The following is a 22670-nucleotide window of genomic DNA, read 5'->3' on the forward strand; positions in this document are numbered from 1 at the left end:
GGAGCCACCGCCCAACCCCCGCACGGCTCCTGCGCAAATATCCCGAATGTCCTGCACCACCAGTGTTCCCCGGCACCCATATCACCGCAATGCGCGAGAAACCGCCGAGTTGACATCCAGGGGTTGACGCGGACATGCAGCCGGGTCCACCTTGTACGACACCCGGTCAGGAAACTTTCCTAACAGAAGGGGACCCCCCACAGTGCGCATCCGAACACTGACCCTTGCCGCGGCCTCCGGGGCCGCACTGCTCGCCGCCGGAGTGCTTCCCGCGAGCGCGTCCGGCGCCGCCGTCCCGAAGTCCGCCCAGGAGGGCTCGGTCAGCGCGGCGGACCTGCTCGCCAAGGTGACGTCCTGTTCCCAGATCTCCAGCGGCAAGTACCGCACCGACGACGAGACGTCGGCCACGATCCCCGTCTGCGGCAAGAACGGCGCGGTCTTCTGGAAGGCCGACATGGACATCGACTGCGACGGGCAGCGCACCACCAACTGCAACGAGGACCGCGACCCCTGGTACCAGGACGACACCGCGTTCCACCAGTCCGACGGCAAGCCGCTCAAGGCCGAGTCGCTGCCGTACATCGTGGTCCCCAGCTCCAGCAGCATCTGGAACTACTCCAGCGCCGGCATCAAGGGCGGCGGAGTGGTCGCCGTGATCTACAACAACAAGGTGGAGTACGCGGTGGTCGGCGACACCGGCCCCACCAACATCATCGGCGAGGCCTCGTACGCCACCGCCAAGGCGCTCGGCATCGACCCCGACCCGGCGACCGGCGGCGCCGACTCCGGCGTGACCTACATCCTGTTCAAGAACTCCAAGGTCTCCCCCATCGAGAGCCACAGCGCGGCCGTGACCCTCGGCGACCAGCTGGCCAAGCAGTTCCTCTCCAACAACTAGACCCCCGAGGCGCGTTCGCGCCCCACCGACCCGGGGAGGGCGGGCGGCCCGGTACCGCACGGTACCGGGCCGCTGGGGTTCGGCAGCGCCCCGTGAGGGGCGCTGGGGGTACCCCCGGCCGAAGCCTGAGGGAGGAACTGCGCGACCAGCCACGACGGCGCCGCAGTCGACAGACGACATGTCGCGGCAGTTCCAGCGGAGCGGTCAGGCGGGCCGGACCGCCGTGTGCACGGTGCGGACGCCGAGGACGAACAGGTCCGGCCTGCGGTGCACGCTCGCCGGGTCGGCCGGGTCGAGGAGGCGGTCCAGGGTCGCGCGGTCGTCGGCGTCGAGGCCGTCCGCGACCGAGTCCCGCAGCCGGGAGAAGATCTCGGCCGCGTAGGCGCGAGCGCGGTCGGAGGCCGGGGCGGGCAGGTCCAGCAGGAAACTGCGGGTGCGGGCGTACTTCAGGCCGGCGGAGGACAGCAGCGCAGGCCAGTCCTCGGCCTCCGCGACCGAGCCGGGGAGTTCGGTGCGCATCTGCCCGAACCACTCCTCCTGGAGTGCGTCGAGCCGTGCCTGGAGGCCGGGGCGGCCGATCCCGAAGTCTCGGGGCAGGAAGCGGCTCGGCAGGCCCCCTTCGAGGATGGCCAGGGTGCCGCCGGGGGCCAGCCGCTCGCCGAACGCGGTGAGCGCGGCCCGCTGGTCACCGAGGTGGTGCAGGCTGTGCCCGGCCCAGAGGAGATCCGCCGGGTAGTCCAACTCGCCCAGAATTCCCGGCAGTTCACCGTGGAGCACACCGAAGCGATCGGCCACGCCCTGCCGCTCGGCACGGGCCCGGGCCCGGTCGAGGAGCGGTTCGCTGCCGTCCACGGCCAGCACCCGCGCGCCCGGGAACACCTCGGCGAACAGACACGACACCACCCCCGGTCCGCTGCCGACGTCGACGATCAGTCCCGGCTCGGTGACCTCCTTGCCGAGCCAGCTCAGCGCGCTCTCGTAGAGGGGCGCGAAGAGCTCCGCCTGTGACTCCAGGGAACCGGCCATCTCGGCCCAGTCGATGTCGGTGTTCGAGTGGGTGTGGGTGTGGGAGTGCGCGTGGGTGCTCTTGTGGTCGTGGTGGTGGTCGTGCGCCATGGGTCAGCCTCTCGTCCTGGGTGTCGCCAGCGTGCGCCGACGCACCGTCCGGAAGCCAGTCCTGTTGCCGGTACGGCAAAAAACCGGATGCGGACGGCAAGGCGGCCGGTCCACGATGACCGGGTGGACGACGAGCTGGTGGAACACTTCCTGACCGACGGTTTCGTGAAGATCGAGGGCGCGTTCCCGCCGCGCGTCGCCGAGGACTGCGCCCGGCTGCTGTGGCGGGAGACGGGGTACGACCCGGCGGATCCCGGCACCTGGAAGGACCCCGTGGTGTGGGTGGCGGGGATGGCCCAGGGCCCGTTCGCCGCCGCCGTCAACTCCCCTGTGCTGCACCGGGCGTTCGACCTGCTGGTGGGCGAGGGCCGCTGGGCGCCGCGCTATTCGCTGGGCAGCTTCCCCCTGCGGTTCCCGCACGCGGAGGAGCCGGACGACGCGGGTTGGCACATAGAAGGCAGCTACCTCCCGGACGGCGTCGAGACCCGCTGGTACTACACGAACCTGCGCTCCCGCGACCGCGCGCTGCTGATGCTGTTCCTCTTCTCCGAGGTGACCGAGCAGGACGCGCCCACCCGGATCCGCGTCGGCTCGCACCTCGACATCCCCGCGGTCCTGGAGCCGTACGGCGAGGAGGGCGTCTCGATGCTGGAGATCGCCCCGCAGGTCGTCGAGGCCTCCGCGCACCGCCCCCTCGCATACGCCACCGGCCGCCCCGGTGACGTCTACCTCTGCCACCCCTTCCTGGTCCACGCGGCCCAGCCGCACCACGGCACCCGCCCCCGCTTCCTGGCCCAGCCGCCGTTGATGCCGGCCGCTCCCTGCGAGCTGAAGCGGCCGGACGGTGACTATTCGGCGGTGGAGATCGCCATCCGCCGAGGCCTTGCCCCGCAAAGCTGACCCCGGCGACAACCGCGCCCCCGAAGGGGCGCGGGGAACTGCGCGACCAGCCCCCACCGGCCAGCAGTGTCAATCCCAGCTCAACCCGTCATCACGACAGCGGCGGGTACGCGTTGGCCATCAGCTGCTGGAACTGCGCCGAGAACCAGTGCCCGGACAACGGCGCGTTCGGCAGCGCGCCGGACATGCTGTTGCCGTTGCGCGCGTTGCCCGTGTACGTCGGGTCGCACATCCGGTCGAAGCCCTTGCCCTCGTCGTTCGGGATGGCGGAGCTGGAGCCGTCGGACTCACCCGGCGGCTTCATCCAGACGTAGGCGTCGATCCCGGCGGCCGGGGCGGCCTGCGGGCGCTCGCCGAGGCCGGCTCCGGACTGGTTGCACCAGTTGCCGACATGGATCCGGCGGTCGTAGCGGCCGCCGTCGACGTACGTGTCCACGCTGGTCGTCGCGCCCGGGCCGGTCGGCCGTGCGCTGCCGCCCCAGCCGTTGCGGGAGGTGTCGATCAGCATGCCGATGCCGGAGTTGAAGCCGACCGAGACCAACTGGGTGCGGAAGGCCTGGGCGAAGGAGAGCTCGTCGACGTAGCGGTTCCAGTCGACCCACTTGGACTGGCGGACGGAGGTGCCGTTCACCGTGTCGTTGATGGTGAAGTTGTTCTCCTTCAGGGCGCTGTAGTTGGCCGTGTTGGTGATGAAGCCCTGGACGTCGGCGACGGTCGCGCCCTCGGCGTTGGCGGCCTGGTAGAAGAGCTGGGCGGCGGGGGCGAAGTTGTCGTCCCAGCCGAGCCAGCCGTGGTGGCCGGCGTCGAGGTAGTTGTAGACGTTGGGGATCGCGCCGAGCTTGGCGAGGGCGTAGCCGACGCCCTTCACGTAGTTGCCGTTGGCCAGCATGGTGTTGCAGTTGGCGGTGGCGGTGGCCCGGCTGCCGGTGTTGGTGACCAGGTTGGGCAGCGAGTCGATCTCGATGGTGGTGACGATCCGCAGCGAGGCGTACTTGCTGTCCGAGAGGATCGCCGCGATCGGGTCGATGAACTGCGTCTTGTACTTGTCGATCTCCGTCGGACCGAGCTCGCCGTTGGAGGCGAGGGCCGCGCAGTCACGGCCGGGCAGGTCGTAGACGACCAGCTGGACGACTTCCTCGCCGCTGCCCTTCTGGGCGAGCGCCGCGTCGAGGTGGGCGCGCAGGCCCATGCTGGTGCTGGTGCCGTTGATCGCGGCGATGCGGTCGAGCCAGACGCCGGTGGGCTGGTTGGAGACGCGGGTGCCGCCCGGCTCGGCGGCGGCCTTCGCGGACCACTCCGGGTTCACGTACACCTTGGCGCCCGAGTACGGGTTGTCGACGCGGGTGCCGCCGCCCCCGCCGCCACCGCCTCCGCCACCGCTGCTGCCGTCGTCGACGTTGCAGGTGACGCCGTCGAGGGTGAAGGCGGTCGGGACCGCGTTGGTGCCGGTGTACGACCCGTTGAAGCCGAAGCTGACCGAACCACCGGTCGCCAGGGTGCCGTTGTAGGTCTCGTTGTTGGCGGTCACGGCGGTGCCGCTCTGGGTGAGTTTGGTGTTCCAGTAGCTGGTCACCTGCTGGTTCCCGGCGTACGACCACTTCACCGACCAACTCGACTTGGCCGCAGAGTTGTTGGTGACGGTGACGGCGGCGGTGAAGCCGGCTCCCCAGTCGTTCTGGATCTTGTAGTCGACGGTGCAGGGAATCGCGGAGATCGCCGCCTGGGAGGAGGGGGTCACGGCGACCGCCGGACCCGAGACCCCGGCGACGAGCGCCAGGGCGGCGAACACCGCTGTTCTGGTACGACTCATGAGTGCGGGTTTCCTTCTTCTTCGGTGGGCGTGCTTCTTCCGTGGGCGTGCTTCTTCGTGGGCGTGCTTCTTCGTGGGCGTGCTTACGGGTTGATGGCCTTGAGGTGGTCGCGCAGCCCGACGCCGTACGCCGTGGGCGTACCGCTGTAGTCGGAGATCAGGGACGGGCCGGACGAGCAGTCCCAGGTGTTCCAGGTCCAGCCCAGATAGGAGAGGCCGCGGTCGTCGAACCACTTCATGACCTGGTCGACGAAGGCGTGCGAGCAGGTGTTCTCGCCGATCTCCCCGGCGACCAGCGGCACCTGGGCCGCGACCGGCGCGAGGGTGGAGTTCCAGCAGCTCTCACTGGCGCAGGTGTTGAAGTTGTAGACGTGGTAGGCGGCGACGAGATTGCCGGCCGGGTCGGTGGGCCGGTACGTCAGCCACTGGCTGAGGTCGTTGGAGTACGCGAGCCCGCCGATCATGATGACGTTCCTCGCTCCGGCGCCCCGGATGCCGTCGACCAGGTCCTGCATGCCGGCGACTTCGTAGCCGATCCCCGGGCAGGTGCCGCCGTCCCGCCAGCACTGCCAGGCCTGGGTGACCGTGGAGGTCGCCCGATCCGGGTAGGGCTCGTTGAACAGGTCGAAGACAGCCGCCTGGTCGTCCTTGAAGGTGCCGGCCACCGAGGACCAGAAGGACGGGGTGTACTGCGCGTCCGGCATCGGCTTCTGGCAGGTGGCGTGCACGTCGGAGCAGCCCGCCGAGTTGCCCGTGTACTGGCCGTAGGACCAGTGGAGTTCGAGGATCGGGGTCAGGCCGTACGACTCGACGCGGGCCACCAGGTCCTTCACCGCGTTGATGTAATTGGTGCCCGCGTACTCGGGTTTGACGTTGGACAGGCCGAGCCAGCACTCCTCGTTGAGGGGGATGCGGACCGCGTCGGCCTTCCAGTCGGCGATCGCCTTGATGGCGGCGTCGTCGACCGGGCCGTCCCAGATGCCGTAGCCCTGCACGCACATGAACTCGCCGCCGGAGCGGTTCACGCCGAGGAGGCGGTGGGTCGTGCCTCCCGCGTCCACGAGCCTGGTGCCGGAGACGTGCAGGGCCGGTGCGGTCCCGCCGGCGGGCGGCTCGGTCGGCGTCGGGGTGGGGGTGGGTGTCGGGGTGGGCTGCGTATCGACGTTGCACGTCGTGCCGTTGAGCCTGAACGCCGTCGGTACGGCGTTGCTCCCCGACCAGGAGCCGAGGAACCCGGCGCTGACGGCGGCGCCGGTGGGCAGGGAGCCGTTCCAGCTCTCGTTGGCCGCGGTGACCGTCGTACCGGACTGGGACCACTTGGCGCTCCAGCCCTGGGTGACCTTCTGGCCGTTCGCGAAGTCGAAGCCCAGGCTCCAACTGCTCAGGGCGGCCATGTTGTTGGTGATGGTCACGGAGCCCTGGAAACCGGTGTCCCACTGGCTGGTGACCGCGTACTCCACCGTGCAGGCCGGCGTCGCCCCGGACGCCGACACGACCGGCACCAGCGCGGACCCGACGAGGGCGGCCGCACCGGCGACGGCTAAAAGAACTGAACGCGGGGGGTGTCGCATGAGCGACTCCTTGCAGCTCGGGCGCGTCGTGACGGACGCGTCGACTGAACGGAATCGCTCCCACTGGTGCGAAGGAAGGTAGCGCCAAGTGCGGGCAAAGAACAGGGGAGTTGCTTGACTTTTCCGCAGTGACGTCCGTCGAATCTTTTCGACTCTTCAACGGCCTTGACCGCACCATGCCACGTCTCCACTATGGGAGCGCTCCCACTGGTTCAAGCCTTGACTTCTCCCCGAGCCGCAAGCGCAAGGAGGAACCAGCACATGCGACCCGGATATGCCATGCACTCCGGGCGGAGGCGTAGAGCCGTGCGACGGTTGTGGACGGCCGTCGTCGCGGCCCTGGCCCTGCCCGTGTCGATGCTCGCGACCGGCACGACTCCCGCCCAGGCGGCGACAGTCCAGTGCAGCGTGGACTACAAGACCAATGACTGGGGCACCGGCTTCACGGCCGACCTCACCCTCACCAACCGCGGCACCGACGCCATCAACGGCTGGACGCTGACCTACGCGTACACCGGCAACCAGAAGCTGGTGAGCGGCTGGAACGGCACCTGGTCCCAGTCCGGTACCTCGGTCACCGTGCAGAACGCGTCGTACAACGGCACGATCGCGGCGGGCGCGGCCGTGTCGACGGGCGCCCAGTTCTCGTACACGGGCAGCAACGCGGCCCCGGCGAGCTTCGCGATCAACGGTACGACCTGCACCGGCGCCCACCAGCCGCCCATCACCGTGCTGACCAGCCCGAGCGCGGGAGCGGTCTACACGCAGGGCGACGCGGTCCCGCTGGCGGCGACCGCGGCGGCGGCCGACGGCGCGACGATCAGCAAGATCGAGTTCTACGACGACACCACGCTGCTGGGGACCGACACCTCGGCGCCCTACTCGCTCTCGGTCTCCAGCCTGACCGTCGGCAGTCATTCCCTGGTGGCGAAGGCGTACGACAGCCTGGGCGCGTCCGCGTCCTCGACACCGGTCGGTATCACGGTCGCCTCGGGCCCCGCGGTCGTGGCCTCGCTGACCCAGCTGGGCGTCCAGCAGGGCGCGACGGGCAGGTTCGGCGTGAGTCTGTCGAAACAGCCGACCGCCAACGTGACGGTGTCCGTGGCCCGCACGGCCGGCAACACCGGGCTGTCGGTGAGCGCAGGATCGTCGCTCACGTTCACACCGTCCAACTGGAGCACCGCGCAGAACGTGACCGTGGCCGCGGACTCCGCCGGCACCGGCACCGCGACCTTCACGGCCTCGGCGACCGGCTACACCGGTGCCACGGTCACCGTGACCGAGCTGGCCGCGTCGAACGCGTACGACGCACGCTTCCTGGACCTGTACGGGAGGATCACCAGCCCGGCGAACGGCTACTTCTCCCCCGAGGGCATCCCCTACCACTCGGTCGAGACGCTGATCGTCGAGGCCCCCGACCAGGGCCACGAGACCACGTCGGAGGCGTACAGCTACCTTCTCTGGCTGCAGGCCATGTACGGCAAGGTCACCGGTGACTGGTCCAAGTTCAACGGCGCGTGGGCCCTCATGGAGAAGTACATGATCCCGACCCACGCCGACCAGCCGACCAACTCCTTCTACAACGCGTCGAAACCGGCGACGTACGCGCCGGAGCTGGACACCCCGAACGAGTACCCGGCGAAGCTGGACACGTCGGTGTCGGTGGGCTCGGACCCGATCGCCGCCGAGCTGAAGAGCGCGTACGGCACGGACGACGTGTACGGCATGCACTGGCTGGAGGACGTCGACAACGTCTACGGCTACGGCGACACTCCGGGCGGCGGCTGCGAGGCGGGCCCGACGGCCGACGGGCCGTCGTACATCAACACCTTCCAGCGCGGTCCGCAGGAGTCGGTGTGGGAGACGGTTCCGCAGCCGACCTGCGACGCCTTCAAGTACGGCGGCACGAACGGCTACTTGGACCTGTTCACCGGCGACTCGTCCTACGCCAGGCAGTGGAAGTACACGGACGCCCCGGACGCCGACGCGCGTGCGGTGCAGGCCGCGTACTGGGCGGACGTGTGGGCGAAGGAGCAGGGCAAGGGCTCCGACGTCTCCGCCACCGTGGGCAAGGCGGCGAAGATGGGCGACTATCTGCGCTACGCGATGTACGACAAGTACTTCAAGAAGATCGGCAACTGCGTGGGTCCGACCACCTGCGCGGCCGGCACCGGCAAGGACGCCTCCGACTACCTGCTCTCCTGGTACTACGCGTGGGGCGGGGCGACCGACAGCAGTGCCGGATGGGCGTGGCGGATCGGGTCCAGCCACGTGCACGGCGGCTACCAGAACCCGTTGGCCGCATACGCGCTCAGCTCGTACGCCGATCTGAAGCCCAAGTCGGCCACGGGCGCGACGGACTGGGGCACGTCCCTGACCCGGCAGCTGGAGTTCTACCGCTGGCTGCAGTCGTCCGAGGGCGCCATCGCGGGCGGTGCGACCAACAGCTGGCAGGGGCGGTACGCGAGCCCGCCGTCCGGTACGTCGACCTTCTACGGCATGTACTACGACTGGGAGCCGGTGTACCACGACCCGCCGTCCAACCAGTGGTTCGGCTTCCAGGCCTGGTCGATGGAGCGGGTCGCCGAGTACTACCAGCAGACCGGCAACGCCTCGGCGAAGGCGATCCTCGACAAGTGGGTGGCGTGGGCGCTGTCCAGGACCACGATCAACCCGGACGGCACGTACCTGATCCCGTCGACACTCCAGTGGTCGGGGCAGCCCGACACCTGGAACGCGTCGAGTCCGGGCTCGAACAGCGGACTTCACGTCACGGTCGCCGACTACACCAACGACGTGGGCGTGGCCGCCGCGTACGCAAAGACGTTGACGTACTACGCCGCCAGGTCCGGTGACGCGACGGCGAAGTCCACGGCCAAGGCGCTGCTCGACGGCATGTGGAACAACTACCAGGACAGCCTGGGGATCGCGGTGCCGGAGACGCGGGCCGACTACAACCGCTTCGACGACGGTGTGTACGTGCCGAGCGGGTGGAGCGGCAAGATGCCGAACGGCGACGCGGTCAACTCGTCGTCGACGTTCGCCTCGCTGCGGTCCTTCTACCAGAACGACCCGGCGTGGTCGAAGATCCAGAGCTATCTGGCGGGCGGGGCCGCGCCCGTGTTCACGTATCACCGGTTCTGGGCGCAGGCGGATGTCGCGATGGCCATGGGGTCGTATGCGGAGTTGCTGGAGTAGTTCCGGTGGCTGCGTGGCCGGCTGCGGGTTTCGTTGTGGCTGGTCGCGCAGTTCCCCGCGCCCCTGACGGGGCGCGACAGCCAGGTCGGCCGGGCGGTCCCCCACCCGCACTGGGGGATCGCCCGGCACTTCTCACCTCACGAAGTAAGCGCTTCCCATCTCCATTGCGGAAGGACTCTCGTGCGAAGAACCCGTATCCTCACCGCCGTACTTGCCCTCGCGGCCGGGCTGCTCGCGGGCACCCCGCCCGCGCTCGCCGCGCCCGAGGCCGCGCACGTCACGCTCGCCGCCGACACCTACAGCTGGCGCAACGCCCGGATCGACGGCGGCGGCTTCGTCCCCGGGATCGTCTTCAACCGGTCCGAGAAGAACCTCGCCTACGCCCGTACCGACATCGGCGGTGCCTACCGCTGGTCGGAGCCGACGCAGACCTGGACGCCGCTGCTGGACTCGGTCGGCTGGGACGAGTGGGGGCACACGGGGGTCGTCAGTCTGGCCTCCGACTCCGTCGACCCGGACAAGGTGTACGCGGCCGTCGGGACGTACACCAACGGCTGGGACCCGACCAACGGCGCCGTGCTGCGCTCCGCCGACCGGGGCGCCAGCTGGCAGAAGACCGACCTGCCGTTCAAACTGGGCGGCAACATGCCCGGCCGGGGCATGGGCGAGCGGCTGGCGATCGACCCGAACAAGGACAGCGTGCCGTATCTGGGCGCGCCCAGTGGCAAGGGGCTGTGGCGGTCCACGGACTCCGGGGTGACCTGGTCGCAGGTGACGAACTTCCCCAACGTCGGTGACTACGTGCAGGATCCGGCCGACACCAGCGGCTACGCCTCCGACAACCAGGGCATCGTCTGGGTCACCTTCGACGAGTCGACCGGTACGGCCGGTACGGCGACGAAGACGGTCTACGTCGGGGTCGCCGACAAGGACAACGCGGTGTACCGCTCGACGGACGCGGGCGCGACCTGGACCCGGCTGGCCGGGCAGCCCACGGGCTATCTCGCCCACAAGGGCGTCCTCGATGCCGAGAACGGCTACCTCTACCTCGCCTACAGCGACAAGGGCGGCCCGTACGACGGCGGCAAGGGCCGGTTGTGGCGGTACGCGACGGCGAGCGGCACCTGGACCGACATCAGCCCGGTGGCGGAGGCCGACACGTACTACGGCTTCTCCGGGCTGACGGTCGACCGGCAGCACCCCGGCACGGTGATGGCGACGGCGTACAGCTCCTGGTGGCCGGACACCCAGATCTTCCGCTCCACGGACAGCGGGGCGACCTGGACGAAGGCCTGGGACTACACGTCGTACCCCAACCGCTCGAACCGGTACACGATCGACGTCTCGTCCTCCCCCTGGCTGACCTTCGGCGCGAACCCGTCCCCGCCCGAACAGAGCCCGAAGCTGGGCTGGATGACGGAGTCGCTGGAGATCGACCCGTTCGACTCCGACCGGATGATGTACGGGACGGGCGCCACGCTCTACGGCACCGAGGACCTCACCAAGTGGGACAGCGGCGGCCAGTTCACCGTGCAGCCCATGGTGCAGGGCCTGGAGGAGACGGCCGTCGACGACCTCGCCTCTCCCCCGTCCGGGGCACCCCTGTTGAGTGCTCTCGGTGACATCGGCGGCTTCCGGCACACGGACCTCACCAAGGTCCCGTCGATGATGTTCACTTCGCCGACCTTCACCACGACCACGAGCCTGGACTTCGCCGAGACGAACCCGAACACGGTGGTACGGGTCGGCAATCTCGACTCCGGCCCGCACATCGCGTTCTCGACGGACAACGGCGCCAACTGGTTCGCGGGGACGGACCCTTCGGGCGTGAGCGGCGGCGGAACGGTGGCCGCGGCCTCGGACGGCAGCCGCTTCGTGTGGAGCCCGGCCGGCACCGGCGTGCAGTACACGACCGGCTTCGGCGCGTCCTGGTCGGCGTCGAGCGGCATCCCGTCCGGTGCGACCGTCGAGTCCGACCGGGTCGACCCGAAGACCTTCTACGGCTTCAAGTCCGGGAAGTTCTACGTGAGTACGGACGGCGGCGCGACCTTCACCGCGTCCGCCGCGACCGGTCTGCCGAGCGGTGACAGCGTCCGGTTCAAGGCGCTGCCGGGGACGAAGGGCGACATGTGGCTGGCCGGCGGTGCGGCGGACGGCGCCTACGGCCTCTGGCACTCGACGAACGGCGGCGCGACCTTCACCAGGCTCGCGAACGTCGACCAGGCCGACACCATCGGCTTCGGCAAGGCGGCGACGGGAGCCTCCTACCAGACGCTCTACACCAGCGCGAAGATCGGCGGGGTCCGTGGCATCTTCCGCTCCACGGACGCGGGTTCGACGTGGACACGCATCAACGACGACGCCCACCAGTGGGGTTGGACGGGCGCGGCCATCACGGGTGACCCGCGCGTGTACGGCCGGGTGTACATCTCGACGAACGGCCGGGGTGTGATCTACGGCGACACGTCCGACACCGGCGGAGGTGGTGGAGGGGGCGGCGGAGGCGGTACGGATCCCACCCCGTCCGGCGCCTGCTCGGTCGCCTACACCGTCACCAACCAGTGGACGGGCGGCTTCCAGGCGGACGCCCGCCTCACCAACACGGGCTCGGCGGCGTGGAGCAGCTGGTCCCTCGGCTGGTCCTTCCCGAACGGGCAGACCGTCGGCCAGCTCTGGAACGCCGACTGGACCCAGTCCGGCGCGGCCGTGACGGCCAGGAACGTCAGCTGGAACGGCACGGTGGCACCCGGGTCGTCGGTGTCCTTCGGTTTCACGGGCACCTGGACCGGCAGCAACGCCGAACCGACGGCCTTCACCCTGGGCGGCCGGACCTGCGCGGTCACCTGACGGACGGCGGGGCGCGTGTCGCACCGGGCGCGCGCCCCGCCCCGTCCGGCGGGCGTGCGATCCGACGCGATGCCCGACTGGGCCGCGCTCCGCGGTCGCGTGGCGCGATCGGATTGAACGACGGCGTCATCCGTCACTGCGGTGGCAGGTGAGCATTCCTAGTGTGGTCGGCGAAAGGAGCGCCACCATGACCCGGACCATTCTTGTCACCGGCACATCCAGCGGACTCGGACGAGCAACCGCCAGACTCTTCCGATCCCGAGGCTGGAACGTCGTTGCGACCATGCGCGACCCCGGCGCCGAACGGGAACTCACCGAGCTCGACAACGTGCTCGTCGCTCGCCTCGACGTGCAGGATTCCGCATCCATCGATGCGGCCGTCGACGCGGCACTGACCCGCTTCGGCCGCATCGACGTGCTGGTGAACAACGCCGGCTACGGTGCCTACGGGCCGCTGGAGGCAACACCGCTCGACAAGATCCGCCGGCAGTTCGACGTCAACGTCTTCGGCCTGCTCGCCACGACGAAGGCGCTGCTGCCGCATTTCCGTGCCAACAGAAGCGGCACCATCGTCAATATCTCGTCGATGGGCGGACGCGTCACCTTCCCTCTGGGCACCCTCTATCACGGCAGCAAATTCGCCGTCGAAGGGATCTCGGAAGCCCTCCAGTATGAATTGACCGAAATCGGCGTGCGCGTCAAGATCGTCGAACCGGGCAATATCAGGACCGATTTCGGTGGACGGTCCTTCGACTTCAGCAATGATCCGTCCCTGCCGGAGTACCAGCCCATGGTCGAGGCGGTTTTCAGCGCCTTCGGTCCGATGACCGCGCAGGCACCCGAGCCCGAGATCATCGCCGAGACCGTTCACCAGGCCGTGACCGACGACACCGACACACTGCGGTACGTGGCGGGCGCCGACGCCGAGCACCTTTTGAAGGCGCGCGCCGGTACCGATGACGCCACGTTCTTCGCGGGAATGCGCGCACAGTTCGGCCTCGGCGCCACAAACGCGTGATAAATTAGCACAGGGAATTTCCTCGACCGACGGCAGATGATGCACATGCAGAGCTATTCACTGGACGTGACATGGCGCGCCGTTCTGAGGGATCTCGGCGTCGTACCCGCCAACGTGCTGCGTCGCGCCGGGCTTGCCGAGGATCTGTTCGTGCAGCCGTCGGCGAAACTCGCGCCCGGCGACTACTACCGTCTGTGGAACAGCGTCGAGGCCGAGACCAAAGATCCGGTCTTTCCCATCCGGCTGTGCGAGATGTTCCGCGCCGAGTCGTTTTCCCCGCCGTTGTTCGCGGCATTGTGCAGCCCCGATTTCGTGGTCGCCGCCCAGCGGATCGCGCAGTACAAGAGATTGATCGCGCCGATGCGCATGACCGTGTCGGAGGCGGATTCGGTCGTCGCAGTCGAACTGTCCTGGCTCGACGGCGCGCCACCTCCTCCCACCTCGCTGGTGATGATGGAACTGCTGTTCTTCGTGACCCTCATTCGCATCGGAACTCGCGAGGAGGTGAGCCCGGTCGAGGTGACCACCACAGCACTGACAGAAGTGATGCAGCCGTATGAAGAATTCCTCGGTATTCCTCTTCAGAGAGGCCCCGCTCACCGGGTCGCATTCGCCGCCGCCGACGCGACCCTGCCGTTCCTCACCCAGAACGAGCCGCTGTGGGCCGCTTTCGAGCCCGAGCTGCGCCGACGCCTCGCCGATCTGGAGGCATCGGCGACGACCGCCGAACGGGTTCGAGCGGCCCTGTTGGAGACATTGCCGAGTGGATCGACGTCGATGGACACGATCGCGCGAAAGCTGACGCTCAGCAAGCGTACGCTGCAGCGCCGCATCGAGGCAGAGGACACCAGTTACCAACGCATCCTCGACACCACGCGGAACGATCTGGCCAGGCACTACCTCGTGAACACCGATCTGTCGATCGCCGAGGTTTCGTTTCTCCTCGGTTTCAGCGAGCCGAATTCTTTTTACCGGGCGTTTCGCATGTGGACCGGCACGACCCCGGACACGCTTCGACACACCCGGGACCCGCAGGCGTCGTCGCACTGAATTCCACGCGATGTTCCCGCCACCCGACTTACTTGGTTGAACAATCCATTCGGAGAAAAGAAATGAGCTGGACCGCACACGACATTCCCGACCAGCACGGCCGCACGGTCGTCGTCACCGGCGCCAACGGCGGGCTCGGGCTGGTGACCGCAAAGAAGCTGGCGGCGAAGGGGGCGCACGTCGTGATGGCCGTGCGCAACCAGAAGAAGGCCGCCGCCGCGGTCCAGGAGATACGGACGGCCCTCCCGGTCGCCTCACTGGAACTGGTGGCCCTCGACCTGTCCTCGCAGGCCTCCGTGAAGGAGGCCGCCGCACAGATCCTGGCCGCCCACGACGGCCTCGACCTCCTGGTCAACAACGCGGGTGTGATGGCGATCGCCGAGACGCGCACGGTCGACGGCTTCGAGATGCAGTTCGGTGTCGACCACCTGGGCCACTGGACGCTGACCGCCCTCCTGCTGCCCGCACTGCTGCGTACGCCCGGGTCCCGCGTGGTGACCGTGACCAGCACCGCCCACCACATGGGCCGTGCCGTCGACGTGGCCAACCCCCACCTGGAGGGCCGCTACGGGCCCTGGCGCGCCTACGGTCAGGCGAAGCTGGCCAACTTCCACTTCGGGCTCGGGCTCCAACGCGAACTGGACCGGGCGGGCGCGGGCACCGCCAGTCTGATCGCACACCCCGGCCTGTCCGACACCGACCTGCAGTCGGTCAGCGTGGAGGGCTCGGGCGGCGGCGTCTCCCAGCGGTTCTTCCACACCATGGCCCGGCGCACCGGCATGTCCCCCGACGACGGCGCGCTGCCGCAACTGCGCGCCGCCACCGACCCCGCGGCCAAGGGCGGCGAGTTCTACGGACCGTTGTTCATGAACAACGGCGCTCCGGTCCGCAGGCCGGTCCTGCGCAGGTTCGGGATGGACCGGGCCATAGCGAAGCTCTGGGAGGTGTCCGAGCGCGAAACCGGTGTCGCGCTCGACGTGCACGCCTCGGCCGGGGCGTGACCGGACCACTCCCGGCGGGCGCCGGCCGGGCGTTGCGGCGCAGCAGCCCGCCGGGGCGGACGGCACATCCGAATCTCCTTCCGGAGACTTCGGGTCAGGGCGTGTACACCGCCGGCCGGGGTGCCGTCGTCATCCCGTCGCCGATGAAGAAGCTCGGGTGGGGCGGCTGGTTGTAAGCGGTGTTCTGCCAGGCCAGGGCCGTGCGGTACTGGGTGTCGTGGAGCAGGGTCGTGATCTTCGTGCTCGTCTCGTACGGGGTGGAGTAGATCCGCAGGGCCGTGTTGTCCGTCGTCGCCCAGACGACCTCCTCGCGCCAGTCGCCGAGGATGTCCCCGGAGAGGGACGGGGTCGCCTTGGTGCCGTTGTTCGAGTGGACGTCGGCGCCGGTCAGCAGGCGGGTGTCGGCCGAGGTGCCGTACTTGTCGATGTGGGTGTCGTCGAGGAGTTCGCGGACCGGATCGCCGTCCCACCAGGAGAGGAAGTTGGTGCTGGAGGGCTTGCGGCTCGCGACCACCGTGCCCTGCGGGTTGCGTACGCCGTCCGCGTGCGAGGACCAGGACTCGGCGCCCGCACTGCCCGCCCAGATGTCGCCCGCGACACCCCGGCCGTTGTCGCCGTTCGGATCGGTGGACCAGAGGATCTCACCCGTCTTCGCGTCCGCCATCCAGGACGACGGCTTGGAGCTGTCCTCGTCGACCTTGAACTCCTCCAGGCCTGGGCGGGAGGGGTCGAGGTCGCCGACGTGCATGGCGTCGCCGTGGCCGTTCTTCGTCGTCCACAGACCGGAGCCGTTGTCGTCGACGGCCATCGAGCCGTACACGATCTCGTCCTTGCCGTCGCCGTCGACGTCGGCGATCGACAGCTGGTGGTCGCCCTGGCCGTCGTAGCCCTTGCCGCTGTTGGTGGAGGAGTTGGTGTCGAAGGTCCAGCGGCGGGTGAAGGCGCCGTTCCGCCAGTCCCACGCGGCGATGACGGTCCGGGTGTAGTAGCCCCGCGCCTCGATCAACGAAGGCCTGGATCCGTCGAGATACGCCGTGCCGGCGAGGAAGCGGTCGACGCGGTTGCCGTAGGAGTCGCCCCACGACGACACCGTGCCGCGCGCCGGGACGTAGTCGACCGTGCCCATCGCCCTGCCCGTCCGGCCGTCGAACATGGTCAGGTACTCGGGGCCGGACAGGACGTACCCGCTGGAGTTGCGGTAGTCGGCGGTGGAGCTGCCGATCACGGTGCCGGTGCCGTCGACCGTGCCGTCCGCCGTCTTCATGGCGACCTCGGCCCTGCCGTCGCCGTCGTAGTCGTACACCTGGAACTGGGTGTAGTGCGCGCCGGAGCGGATGTTGCGGCCCAGGTCGATGCGCCACAGGCGGGTGCCGTCGAGCTTGATGCCGTCGAGGATCGTGTCGCCGGTGTAGCCGGACTGGGAGTTGTCCTTGGCGTTGGTCGGCTGCCACTTGAGGACGAAGTCGAGTTGGCCGTCGCCGTCGAGGTCGCCGATCGAGGCGTCGTTCGCCTCGTAGGTGTAGGAGACACCGTCGGGGGTGGTGCCGCCCGCCGGCGGGGTGATCGGGACGTCCTTGTAGCCGGCGCGGAACTGGACGGCGTGGACCGAGTCGGCCTGCTCGACGCCGCCCACGATCGCGCGGACCGTGTAGTCGGCCTGGGCCGGGGCGCCGGCGTGGAAGTAGTTGGTGGAGCCGGTGATCGGGGTGGAGTTGACCTTCGTACCGGCTCGGTAGACGTTGAAGGAGACGTCGTCGGGGTCGGTGCCGAGCCAGCGCCAGCTGACCAGGTTGCCGGCGTCGGTGTGGACGCTGACCACGCCCCGGTCGAGGGCCTCGACCTGGCGGGCGGTGGCCGCTTCGGCGGTGGCGGGAGAGAGTGCGGTGAGGCCGGCGGCGATCAGGGCGGCCACGGCGGTCAGGACCGCCAGGACGGCAGAGCGGCGTCTGCGATGCGGGTGCTGCACGTGAGGTGCCTTCCGGGAGATCGGACGGGTCCTCTGTCAGTCGGCGCCGCCGTCCCCGCGGTTGCCGTATCTTTCGGCCAGTTCGGCGATCGTTCGGGCGATGCGTGCGCGCAGCCCGGGCGGGGCGAGGACCTCGATGTCCGCGCCCAGGCGCAGGAATTCGGCTGCCGCGTGATCGAGCGACTCGACGGGGACGCGGGCCACGGTCCAGGCGCCGGCGTCCCGAGCGTCGACCGGCACCGCCCTGGGGAGCGTCACGCCCGGCGCAAGCCGGACCAGGGCCTCGCCGCCGCCCTCGTACAGCCGTGTGTGGAAGTCGCGTTGGTAGGCGGTCCAGTGCGCGGCCAGGTCGAAGCCCTCGGGGCGATCGAACTCCGCTTCCAAAAGGGTCAGTTCGATGATCTGGTCGACACGGTAGGTGCGCGGGCCGGGGGCCGCCACGACGTACCAGCGGCCCGCCTTGAGGACCAGTCCGTACGGTTCCAGGCGGCGGCGCACCTCGGTCGGCTCGCGCCAGCGGCGATAACGGACGTCCAGGGCACGGCCGTTCCAGACCGCTTCGGCCACCGCCGGGAGGTACGGCGTCTCGTCGGTGTCCGCGTACCAGCCGGGGGCGTCGAGGTGGAAGCGGCCGCTGATCCGGTCGGCGTGCGCGCGCAGCTCCGGCGGCAGGGCGGCGCGGACTTTGAGCTGGGCGGCGGCCAGCACCGGGCCGAGCCCGAGGTCGGCCGCGGGGCCGGGGGCACCGGCCAGGAAGAGGGCCTCGGCCTCCGCGGTGGTGAGGCCGGTGAGGCGGGTGCGCCAGCCGTCGAGGAGGCGGTAGCCGCCGGCGTGACCCGCGTCGCCGTAGAGCGGGACGCCGGCGGCGCTCAGGGCCTCGACGTCCCGGTAGACCGTGCGGACGGACACCTCCAGCTCCGCGGCGAGCTGGGCGGCGGTCATCCGGCCCCGGGTCTGGAGCAGGAGGAGGATGGCGACGAGCCGGCTGGACTTCACCGTCCCAGGATCCCCGACTTCACTGACAGGAGATGTCAGTGAAGCGGACCTAGCGTCCCGTCCATGAGCTTCACGGAGAAACTGCTGACCGTGCCGCCGCCGATCACGGTGGCCGGCCGGCACGTCAAGCGCTACCACGTCACCGCCGATCCCGCGGGCATCGCGCCCGAGGTCGAGGAGGCGGCGTACGCGATCCTCCCCGACCTGCTCCCGGAGCCGGACGGCACCCCGCCGGCGACCTTCGTCGTCCTGCACCGGGGCGGGGACAGCGGCGCCTACCTCAACGCGTACAGCTGGGTGTGGGACAACGTGCTCCACTTCCGGGGCGCCGCGGCGGGCCAGCCGGTGCTCGGCTGTCCGGACCAGGACCCGGCGCACTTCGTCGAGCCCGGTCGGCCCTGGATCGGCTGCGTCTGGGAGCTGCCGCCGATCCAGCACGAGCGGGACGCCTGGGTACGGCACCTGCTCACGCCCGAAGTGCCCGACCTGGAGGCCTACCTGGCCGACTCCCTGCCCGAAGGAACCACCGGAGGCCGCGCATGAGCACCCCGAACGACTTCGACTTCCTCCACGGCGACTGGGCGGTCCGCAACCGTCGCCGTACCGACTTCCTCGACCCGGACAGCACATGGGTGGAGTTCCCCGCCGTCAGCCGCTGCCGGCCGCTGTTCGACGGCGCCGCCAACATCGACGAGATCGACATGCCGTATCTGGACGCGAAGGGCGTGACCCTGCGGCTCTTCGACCCGGAGGCCGGACAGTGGTCGCTGAACTGGGCGGCGAGTCGGAGCGGGAAGCTGTTCCCGCCGGTCGTCGGTCGGTTCGACGGCGACCGCGGGGAGTTCTACGGCGACGACACGCACGACGACGAGGACGTACGGGTGCGGTTCGTGTGGTCGGGGGTCTCCCCCACCGGCGCGCACTGGGAGCAGGCGTTCTCGGTGGACGGCGGGGAGACCTGGGTGACCAACTGGACGATGGACTTCAGCAGGCCGCCCGTTTCCTGAACGCCCGTAGGGCGAAGCGGGGGTCGGGGCGGCGCCGGTCCTGGTCGGGCAGTGCCGCCAGCCGGTCGGCGAAGTCCTCGACGCGGGGGTCGTCGGGCGGGAGCATCGTGAACCAGCCGCGCCGCAGGTCGGCGAGGGTGGAGCGGGGGCTGCGGCCCTGGCCGACGCCGGTGAAGGCGGCCTTCCCCGCGGGCAGCAGGCCGCTCGCCAGGGCGTACGCGCCCACGTCCGCGGAGGCGTCGGACGCCGGGCGGCGCGGGCGGGCGGCGAGGACGGCGTCGATGTCGCTGCCGACGTCGTGCGCGGCGGCCTTGTCGACCGTGGTGACGTACACCCCACCGGGCCGCAGTACCCGCGCACACTCGGCGACGATCGCGCGGACCTCGGCGGTGTCCGCGATGAGGTGGAGCAGCCACACGGTCGTGACGGCATCGAACGTCACGTCGGCGAAGGGGAGTTGACGACTGTCGGCCAGCAGGACCGAGCCCGGCAGCCGGGCCGCCGCCATCCGTGCCATGCCGGGTGCGCGGTCCGCGCCGGTGACCCGGAGCGCGGGGCGGGCCGCGGCGAGCCGGCGGGTGACGATGCCGGTGCCGCAGGCGAGGTCGAGGAGACGGGCGGGGCGATCGGGGTGCGTGGGGCTCTCCGTGCTGCCGGGGCCGTGGCTGCCGTCGGGTATCAGGGTGAGGACGGCGTCGGCGGCCGCCTCGGCGCGGGCCTCGCCGCCGCGTGTCGCGTCGTAGCCGCCGGCTTCCTTGTCGTAGTCGAGCACATGGCTCAGTGTGCGCCGTGGCCTGGGGCGATGTCCTCCACTCTGTGGGCGAGTCCGAAGTCCTTGGCGGTGACGGCGCCGCCCACGCTGTGGGTGTTCACGGTGAGGGTGACGGTGTTGTACCCGAGGGTGAGGTCGGAGTGGTGGTCGAGCTCGTCCTGGATGTGGGCGATGTGCACGACGAGGGCGAGGGCGGCGAAGTGCGAGTCGAGGCGGTAGGCGCGGGCGAGCCGGTCGCCGTCCAGCGACCAGCCGGGCAGCTCGGCCAGCCGGTCCTCGATCTCCTTCTGCGACAGCGGTGCGACGGCCATGGTGCGGCTTCCTTCCCGGTGACCTGCGAGTTCCGTACGTGCGGTCAGCCTGCCATGAACAGGCCTGCCGGGCCGCGAGGACGGTGCGGGGACGGTCGCGTGTCCGGGTCCTCGGCCACGGACGTCGGCATGGCCCTTGCCGCGTCCGGTCCCGCCGCCACCCCGACCGCCCCCGACGCCGAGGGCGTCGGCCCGCTGCTGCGCGCGCAACCTGCGCGAGTGGCGCCTGTCCGGCGCCGGCCGGCGAGCCCACGGAGACCCCCGAATCTGCCCGCGGCCCCGGCCACCGCCAAGTACCCCGACTCGACGGTAAGTTGACGGAAGTAGTTCCCTCGACCAGGTGTGCGACGCGGCATCGCGTGACACACTGCTCCCCGTACTTGGGCACGTAGGGGAGGCGTGGCGTGAGTGAGCGGCGTGCTGCGCCCACGGTCGGGCAGGTCGTGCTCGGCAAGCGGCTGCAAGAGCTGCGCGAGGCGGCCGGCCTGGGGCGGGACGAGGCGGCACGGGTGCTGCGGGTGGCGCAGGCGACCGTGCGGCGGATGGAGATGGCCGAGGTCGCGCTGAAGATCCCGTACATCCAGGTGCTGCTGGAGACGTACGGGGTGGCCGAGGAGGAGCAGGCCGCGTTCGTGCGGCTGGCCGAGGAGGCCAACCAGCCGGGCTGGTGGCAGCGGTTCCACGACGTGCTGCCGGACTGGTTCAGCCTGTACGTGAGCCTGGAGGGCGCCGCCCGGGTCATCCGCTCCTACGAACCGCACTTCTTTCCCGGCCTGTTGCAGACCGAGGCGTACGCGCGGGCCGTGATGGAGGCCGGGACGATCGGCCACAGCGACCCCACCGCCGTCGAGCGGCACGTGGCGCTGCGCATGACGCGGCAGCGGCTGCTGGAGCAGGACGATCCGCCCCACCTGTGGGTGATCATGGACGAGACGGTGCTGCGGCGCCCGGTGAGCATCCACTGCGAGGTGATGCGCGACCAGGTCGACAAGCTCCTCGCCTACATCGAGCGGGACCGGATAACGCTCCAGCTCGCCGAGTTCGCGAGCGGCCCGCACCCGGGGACGTACGCGCCGTTCACGCTGTTCCGGTTCGCCGAGCCGGAGCTGCCCGACATGGTCTTCACCGAGTATCTGACCGGCGCCCTCTACCTGGACTCCCGTGACGAGGTCGGGGCGCATCTGGAGGTGCTGGACCACATGACGGCACGGGCCGCCTCGGCGCAGCGGACCGAGGAGCTGCTGCGCGAGTACCGGGACAAGATCTGAGCGGAGCACCGCGACAGACCCTGCGCGGACGTAGCGCGACAAACCCTGAGCGGGAGCACCCCGACAAACCCTGATCCGAGGAGCACAGACTGTGACCGCACCCGAGCCCGCCCCGATCTCGATCGACACGAGCCGGCCGCACCCGGCGCGGGTGTACGACTGGTGGCTGGGCGGCAAGGACAACTACCCGGTGGACGAGGAGCTGGCCCGGCGGATCCTCGCCGTGGACGGCACCGTGCTGCGCGGAGCCCGTGCCAACCGCCGGTTCATGCAGCGCGCCGTGCGGACCGTCGCCGAGTCCGGCACCCGCCAGTTCCTGGACATCGGCACGGGCATCCCGACCGAGCCGAACCTGCACCAGGTGGCGCAGGGCGTGGCCGCGGAGTCGAAGGTGGTGTACGCGGACAACGACCCGATCGTGCTGCGCCACGCGGAGGCCCTGCTGCGGGGCACGGACGAGGGCAGCACCGCGTACGTGCACGCCGACGTCCGGGACGTCGACACCCTGCTGGCCCGGGCCGCCGAGACCCTGGACTTCAAGGAGCCCGTCTCGCTGTCGCTGGTGGCGCTGACCCACTACCTCGGCGACGACCCGGACGGCGACGACGTGTACGGCCTGCTGCGCCGGTACGTCGAGGCGCTCGCGCCCGGCAGCCACCTGATCCTGTCCCAGGTCACCCCTGACCTCAGCCCGGAGGCGATGGAGCAGGCGGCCGCGAACTTCCGGCGCAGTGGGACGCCCTTCCACCCGCGTGCGCTGCCCGACTTCTACCGCTTCTTCGACGGCCTGGAGCTGCTCGGCCCCGGGGTGATCCCGGTCTCCGGCTGGCGTCCGGAGCCGGTGGACGTGGCCATCCAGGCGGAGGGCATCGTGCCGGTGTACGGCGGGGTCGCCCGCAAGGTCTGACCCGTCCGGGTGCCCTGAACAGGTGCGTTCCCGG

The 22670-nt window shown here is 70.0% G+C and carries 18 protein-coding genes; 11 read left to right on the top strand and 7 right to left on the bottom strand.

The features are described from left to right. Positions 1–202 precede the first annotated feature (202 nt). Positions 203–898 (top strand): glycoside hydrolase family 75 protein, encoded by a 696-nt coding sequence (locus tag ACFWPQ_RS39080; protein ID WP_384045934.1) that lies wholly within the window; start codon positions 203–205, stop codon positions 896–898. A 204-nt stretch (positions 899–1102) separates the two neighbouring features. Here ACFWPQ_RS39080 and ACFWPQ_RS39085 read toward each other — a convergent pair whose 3' ends face one another. Further along, positions 1103–2014 carry a class I SAM-dependent methyltransferase gene (locus ACFWPQ_RS39085; RefSeq protein WP_361295320.1) on the bottom strand — a complete coding sequence of 304 codons (912 nt, stop codon included), beginning with the start codon at positions 2012–2014 and terminating at the stop codon, positions 1103–1105. Positions 2015–2101: 87 nt separating this feature from the next. On the opposite strand from ACFWPQ_RS39085, the gene ACFWPQ_RS39090 reads away from it, so the two are divergent. After that, entirely contained in the window at positions 2102–2914 is an 813-nt protein-coding gene (locus ACFWPQ_RS39090; protein ID WP_384045937.1) for a phytanoyl-CoA dioxygenase family protein, read from the top strand. A 91-nt stretch (positions 2915–3005) separates the two neighbouring features. Here the strand turns inward: ACFWPQ_RS39090 and ACFWPQ_RS39095 are convergent, their stop codons facing one another. After that, positions 3006–4724, bottom strand: a complete 1719-nt coding sequence (locus ACFWPQ_RS39095) for a glycoside hydrolase family 6 protein (RefSeq protein ID WP_384045940.1) — start codon at positions 4722–4724, stop codon at positions 3006–3008. Positions 4725–4807: 83 nt separating this feature from the next. Next, on the bottom strand, positions 4808–6295 hold the full coding sequence (locus ACFWPQ_RS39100) for a cellulose binding domain-containing protein (RefSeq protein ID WP_384045943.1): 1488 nt from the start codon (positions 6293–6295) through the stop codon (positions 4808–4810). A gap of 279 nt (positions 6296–6574) precedes the next feature. Here ACFWPQ_RS39100 and ACFWPQ_RS39105 point away from each other — a divergent pair, with 279 nt between their 5' ends. The 5 genes from ACFWPQ_RS39105 (at position 6575) to ACFWPQ_RS39125 (ending at position 15409) form a co-directional block, all read left to right on the top strand. After that, on the top strand, positions 6575–9493 hold the full coding sequence (locus tag ACFWPQ_RS39105) for a glycoside hydrolase family 48 protein (protein WP_384046017.1): 2919 nt from the start codon (positions 6575–6577) through the stop codon (positions 9491–9493). Positions 9494–9673: 180 nt separating this feature from the next. Further along, positions 9674–12340, top strand: a complete 2667-nt coding sequence (locus tag ACFWPQ_RS39110; RefSeq protein WP_384045946.1) for a cellulose binding domain-containing protein — start codon at positions 9674–9676, stop codon at positions 12338–12340. 187 nt (positions 12341–12527) lie between these two features. Next, complete coding sequence (locus ACFWPQ_RS39115) at positions 12528–13358, top strand: SDR family oxidoreductase (protein ID WP_384045949.1); 831 nt, start codon at positions 12528–12530, stop codon at positions 13356–13358. Between the two features lie 36 nt (positions 13359–13394). Further along, positions 13395–14408, top strand: a complete 1014-nt coding sequence (locus ACFWPQ_RS39120; RefSeq protein ID WP_384045952.1) for an AraC family transcriptional regulator ligand-binding domain-containing protein — start codon at positions 13395–13397, stop codon at positions 14406–14408. Positions 14409–14470: 62 nt separating this feature from the next. Beyond that, on the top strand, positions 14471–15409 hold the full coding sequence (locus ACFWPQ_RS39125; RefSeq protein WP_384045955.1) for an oxidoreductase: 939 nt from the start codon (positions 14471–14473) through the stop codon (positions 15407–15409). Between the two features lie 94 nt (positions 15410–15503). Here ACFWPQ_RS39125 and ACFWPQ_RS39130 read toward each other — a convergent pair whose 3' ends face one another. Together ACFWPQ_RS39130 and ACFWPQ_RS39135 are read right to left on the bottom strand one after the other, a co-directional pair. Then, complete coding sequence (locus ACFWPQ_RS39130; protein ID WP_384045958.1) at positions 15504–17375, bottom strand: rhamnogalacturonan lyase; 1872 nt, start codon at positions 17373–17375, stop codon at positions 15504–15506. Between the two features lie 36 nt (positions 17376–17411). Next, positions 17412–18371 (bottom strand): helix-turn-helix transcriptional regulator, encoded by a 960-nt coding sequence (locus ACFWPQ_RS39135; protein WP_384045961.1) that lies wholly within the window; start codon positions 18369–18371, stop codon positions 17412–17414. A 63-nt stretch (positions 18372–18434) separates the two neighbouring features. Here ACFWPQ_RS39135 and ACFWPQ_RS39140 point away from each other — a divergent pair, with 63 nt between their 5' ends. Continuing rightward, positions 18435–18914, top strand: coding sequence for a hypothetical protein (locus tag ACFWPQ_RS39140; RefSeq protein WP_361295349.1), 480 nt, complete (start codon positions 18435–18437; stop codon positions 18912–18914). Beyond that, positions 18911–19378 (top strand): hypothetical protein, encoded by a 468-nt coding sequence (locus ACFWPQ_RS39145; RefSeq protein WP_384045964.1) that lies wholly within the window; start codon positions 18911–18913, stop codon positions 19376–19378. Before ACFWPQ_RS39140 ends, ACFWPQ_RS39145 begins: the two co-directional genes overlap by 4 nt. Here ACFWPQ_RS39145 and ACFWPQ_RS39150 read toward each other — a convergent pair. Both ACFWPQ_RS39150 and ACFWPQ_RS39155 read right to left on the bottom strand, forming a co-directional pair. Continuing rightward, positions 19356–20150, bottom strand: a complete 795-nt coding sequence (locus ACFWPQ_RS39150; RefSeq protein ID WP_384045967.1) for a class I SAM-dependent methyltransferase — start codon at positions 20148–20150, stop codon at positions 19356–19358. The genes ACFWPQ_RS39145 and ACFWPQ_RS39150 overlap by 23 nt on opposite strands. A 5-nt stretch (positions 20151–20155) precedes the next feature. Beyond that, a complete protein-coding gene (locus ACFWPQ_RS39155; RefSeq protein ID WP_384045970.1) occupies positions 20156–20461 on the bottom strand; it encodes a 4a-hydroxytetrahydrobiopterin dehydratase in 306 nt (101 codons plus the stop codon). Positions 20462–20865: 404 nt separating this feature from the next. On the opposite strand from ACFWPQ_RS39155, the gene ACFWPQ_RS39160 reads away from it, so the two are divergent. After that, on the top strand, positions 20866–21729 hold the full coding sequence (locus tag ACFWPQ_RS39160; protein ID WP_361295361.1) for a helix-turn-helix transcriptional regulator: 864 nt from the start codon (positions 20866–20868) through the stop codon (positions 21727–21729). 91 nt (positions 21730–21820) lie between these two features. Next, the gene (locus ACFWPQ_RS39165; RefSeq protein ID WP_361295364.1) at positions 21821–22636 is read left to right on the top strand and encodes an SAM-dependent methyltransferase; all 816 of its coding nucleotides are present in this window, start codon (positions 21821–21823) and stop codon (positions 22634–22636) included. Positions 22637–22670 lie beyond the last annotated feature (34 nt).

The organism is Streptomyces sp. NPDC058464, assembly GCF_042721035.1.
Lineage (GTDB): Bacteria > Actinomycetota > Actinomycetes > Streptomycetales > Streptomycetaceae > Streptomyces.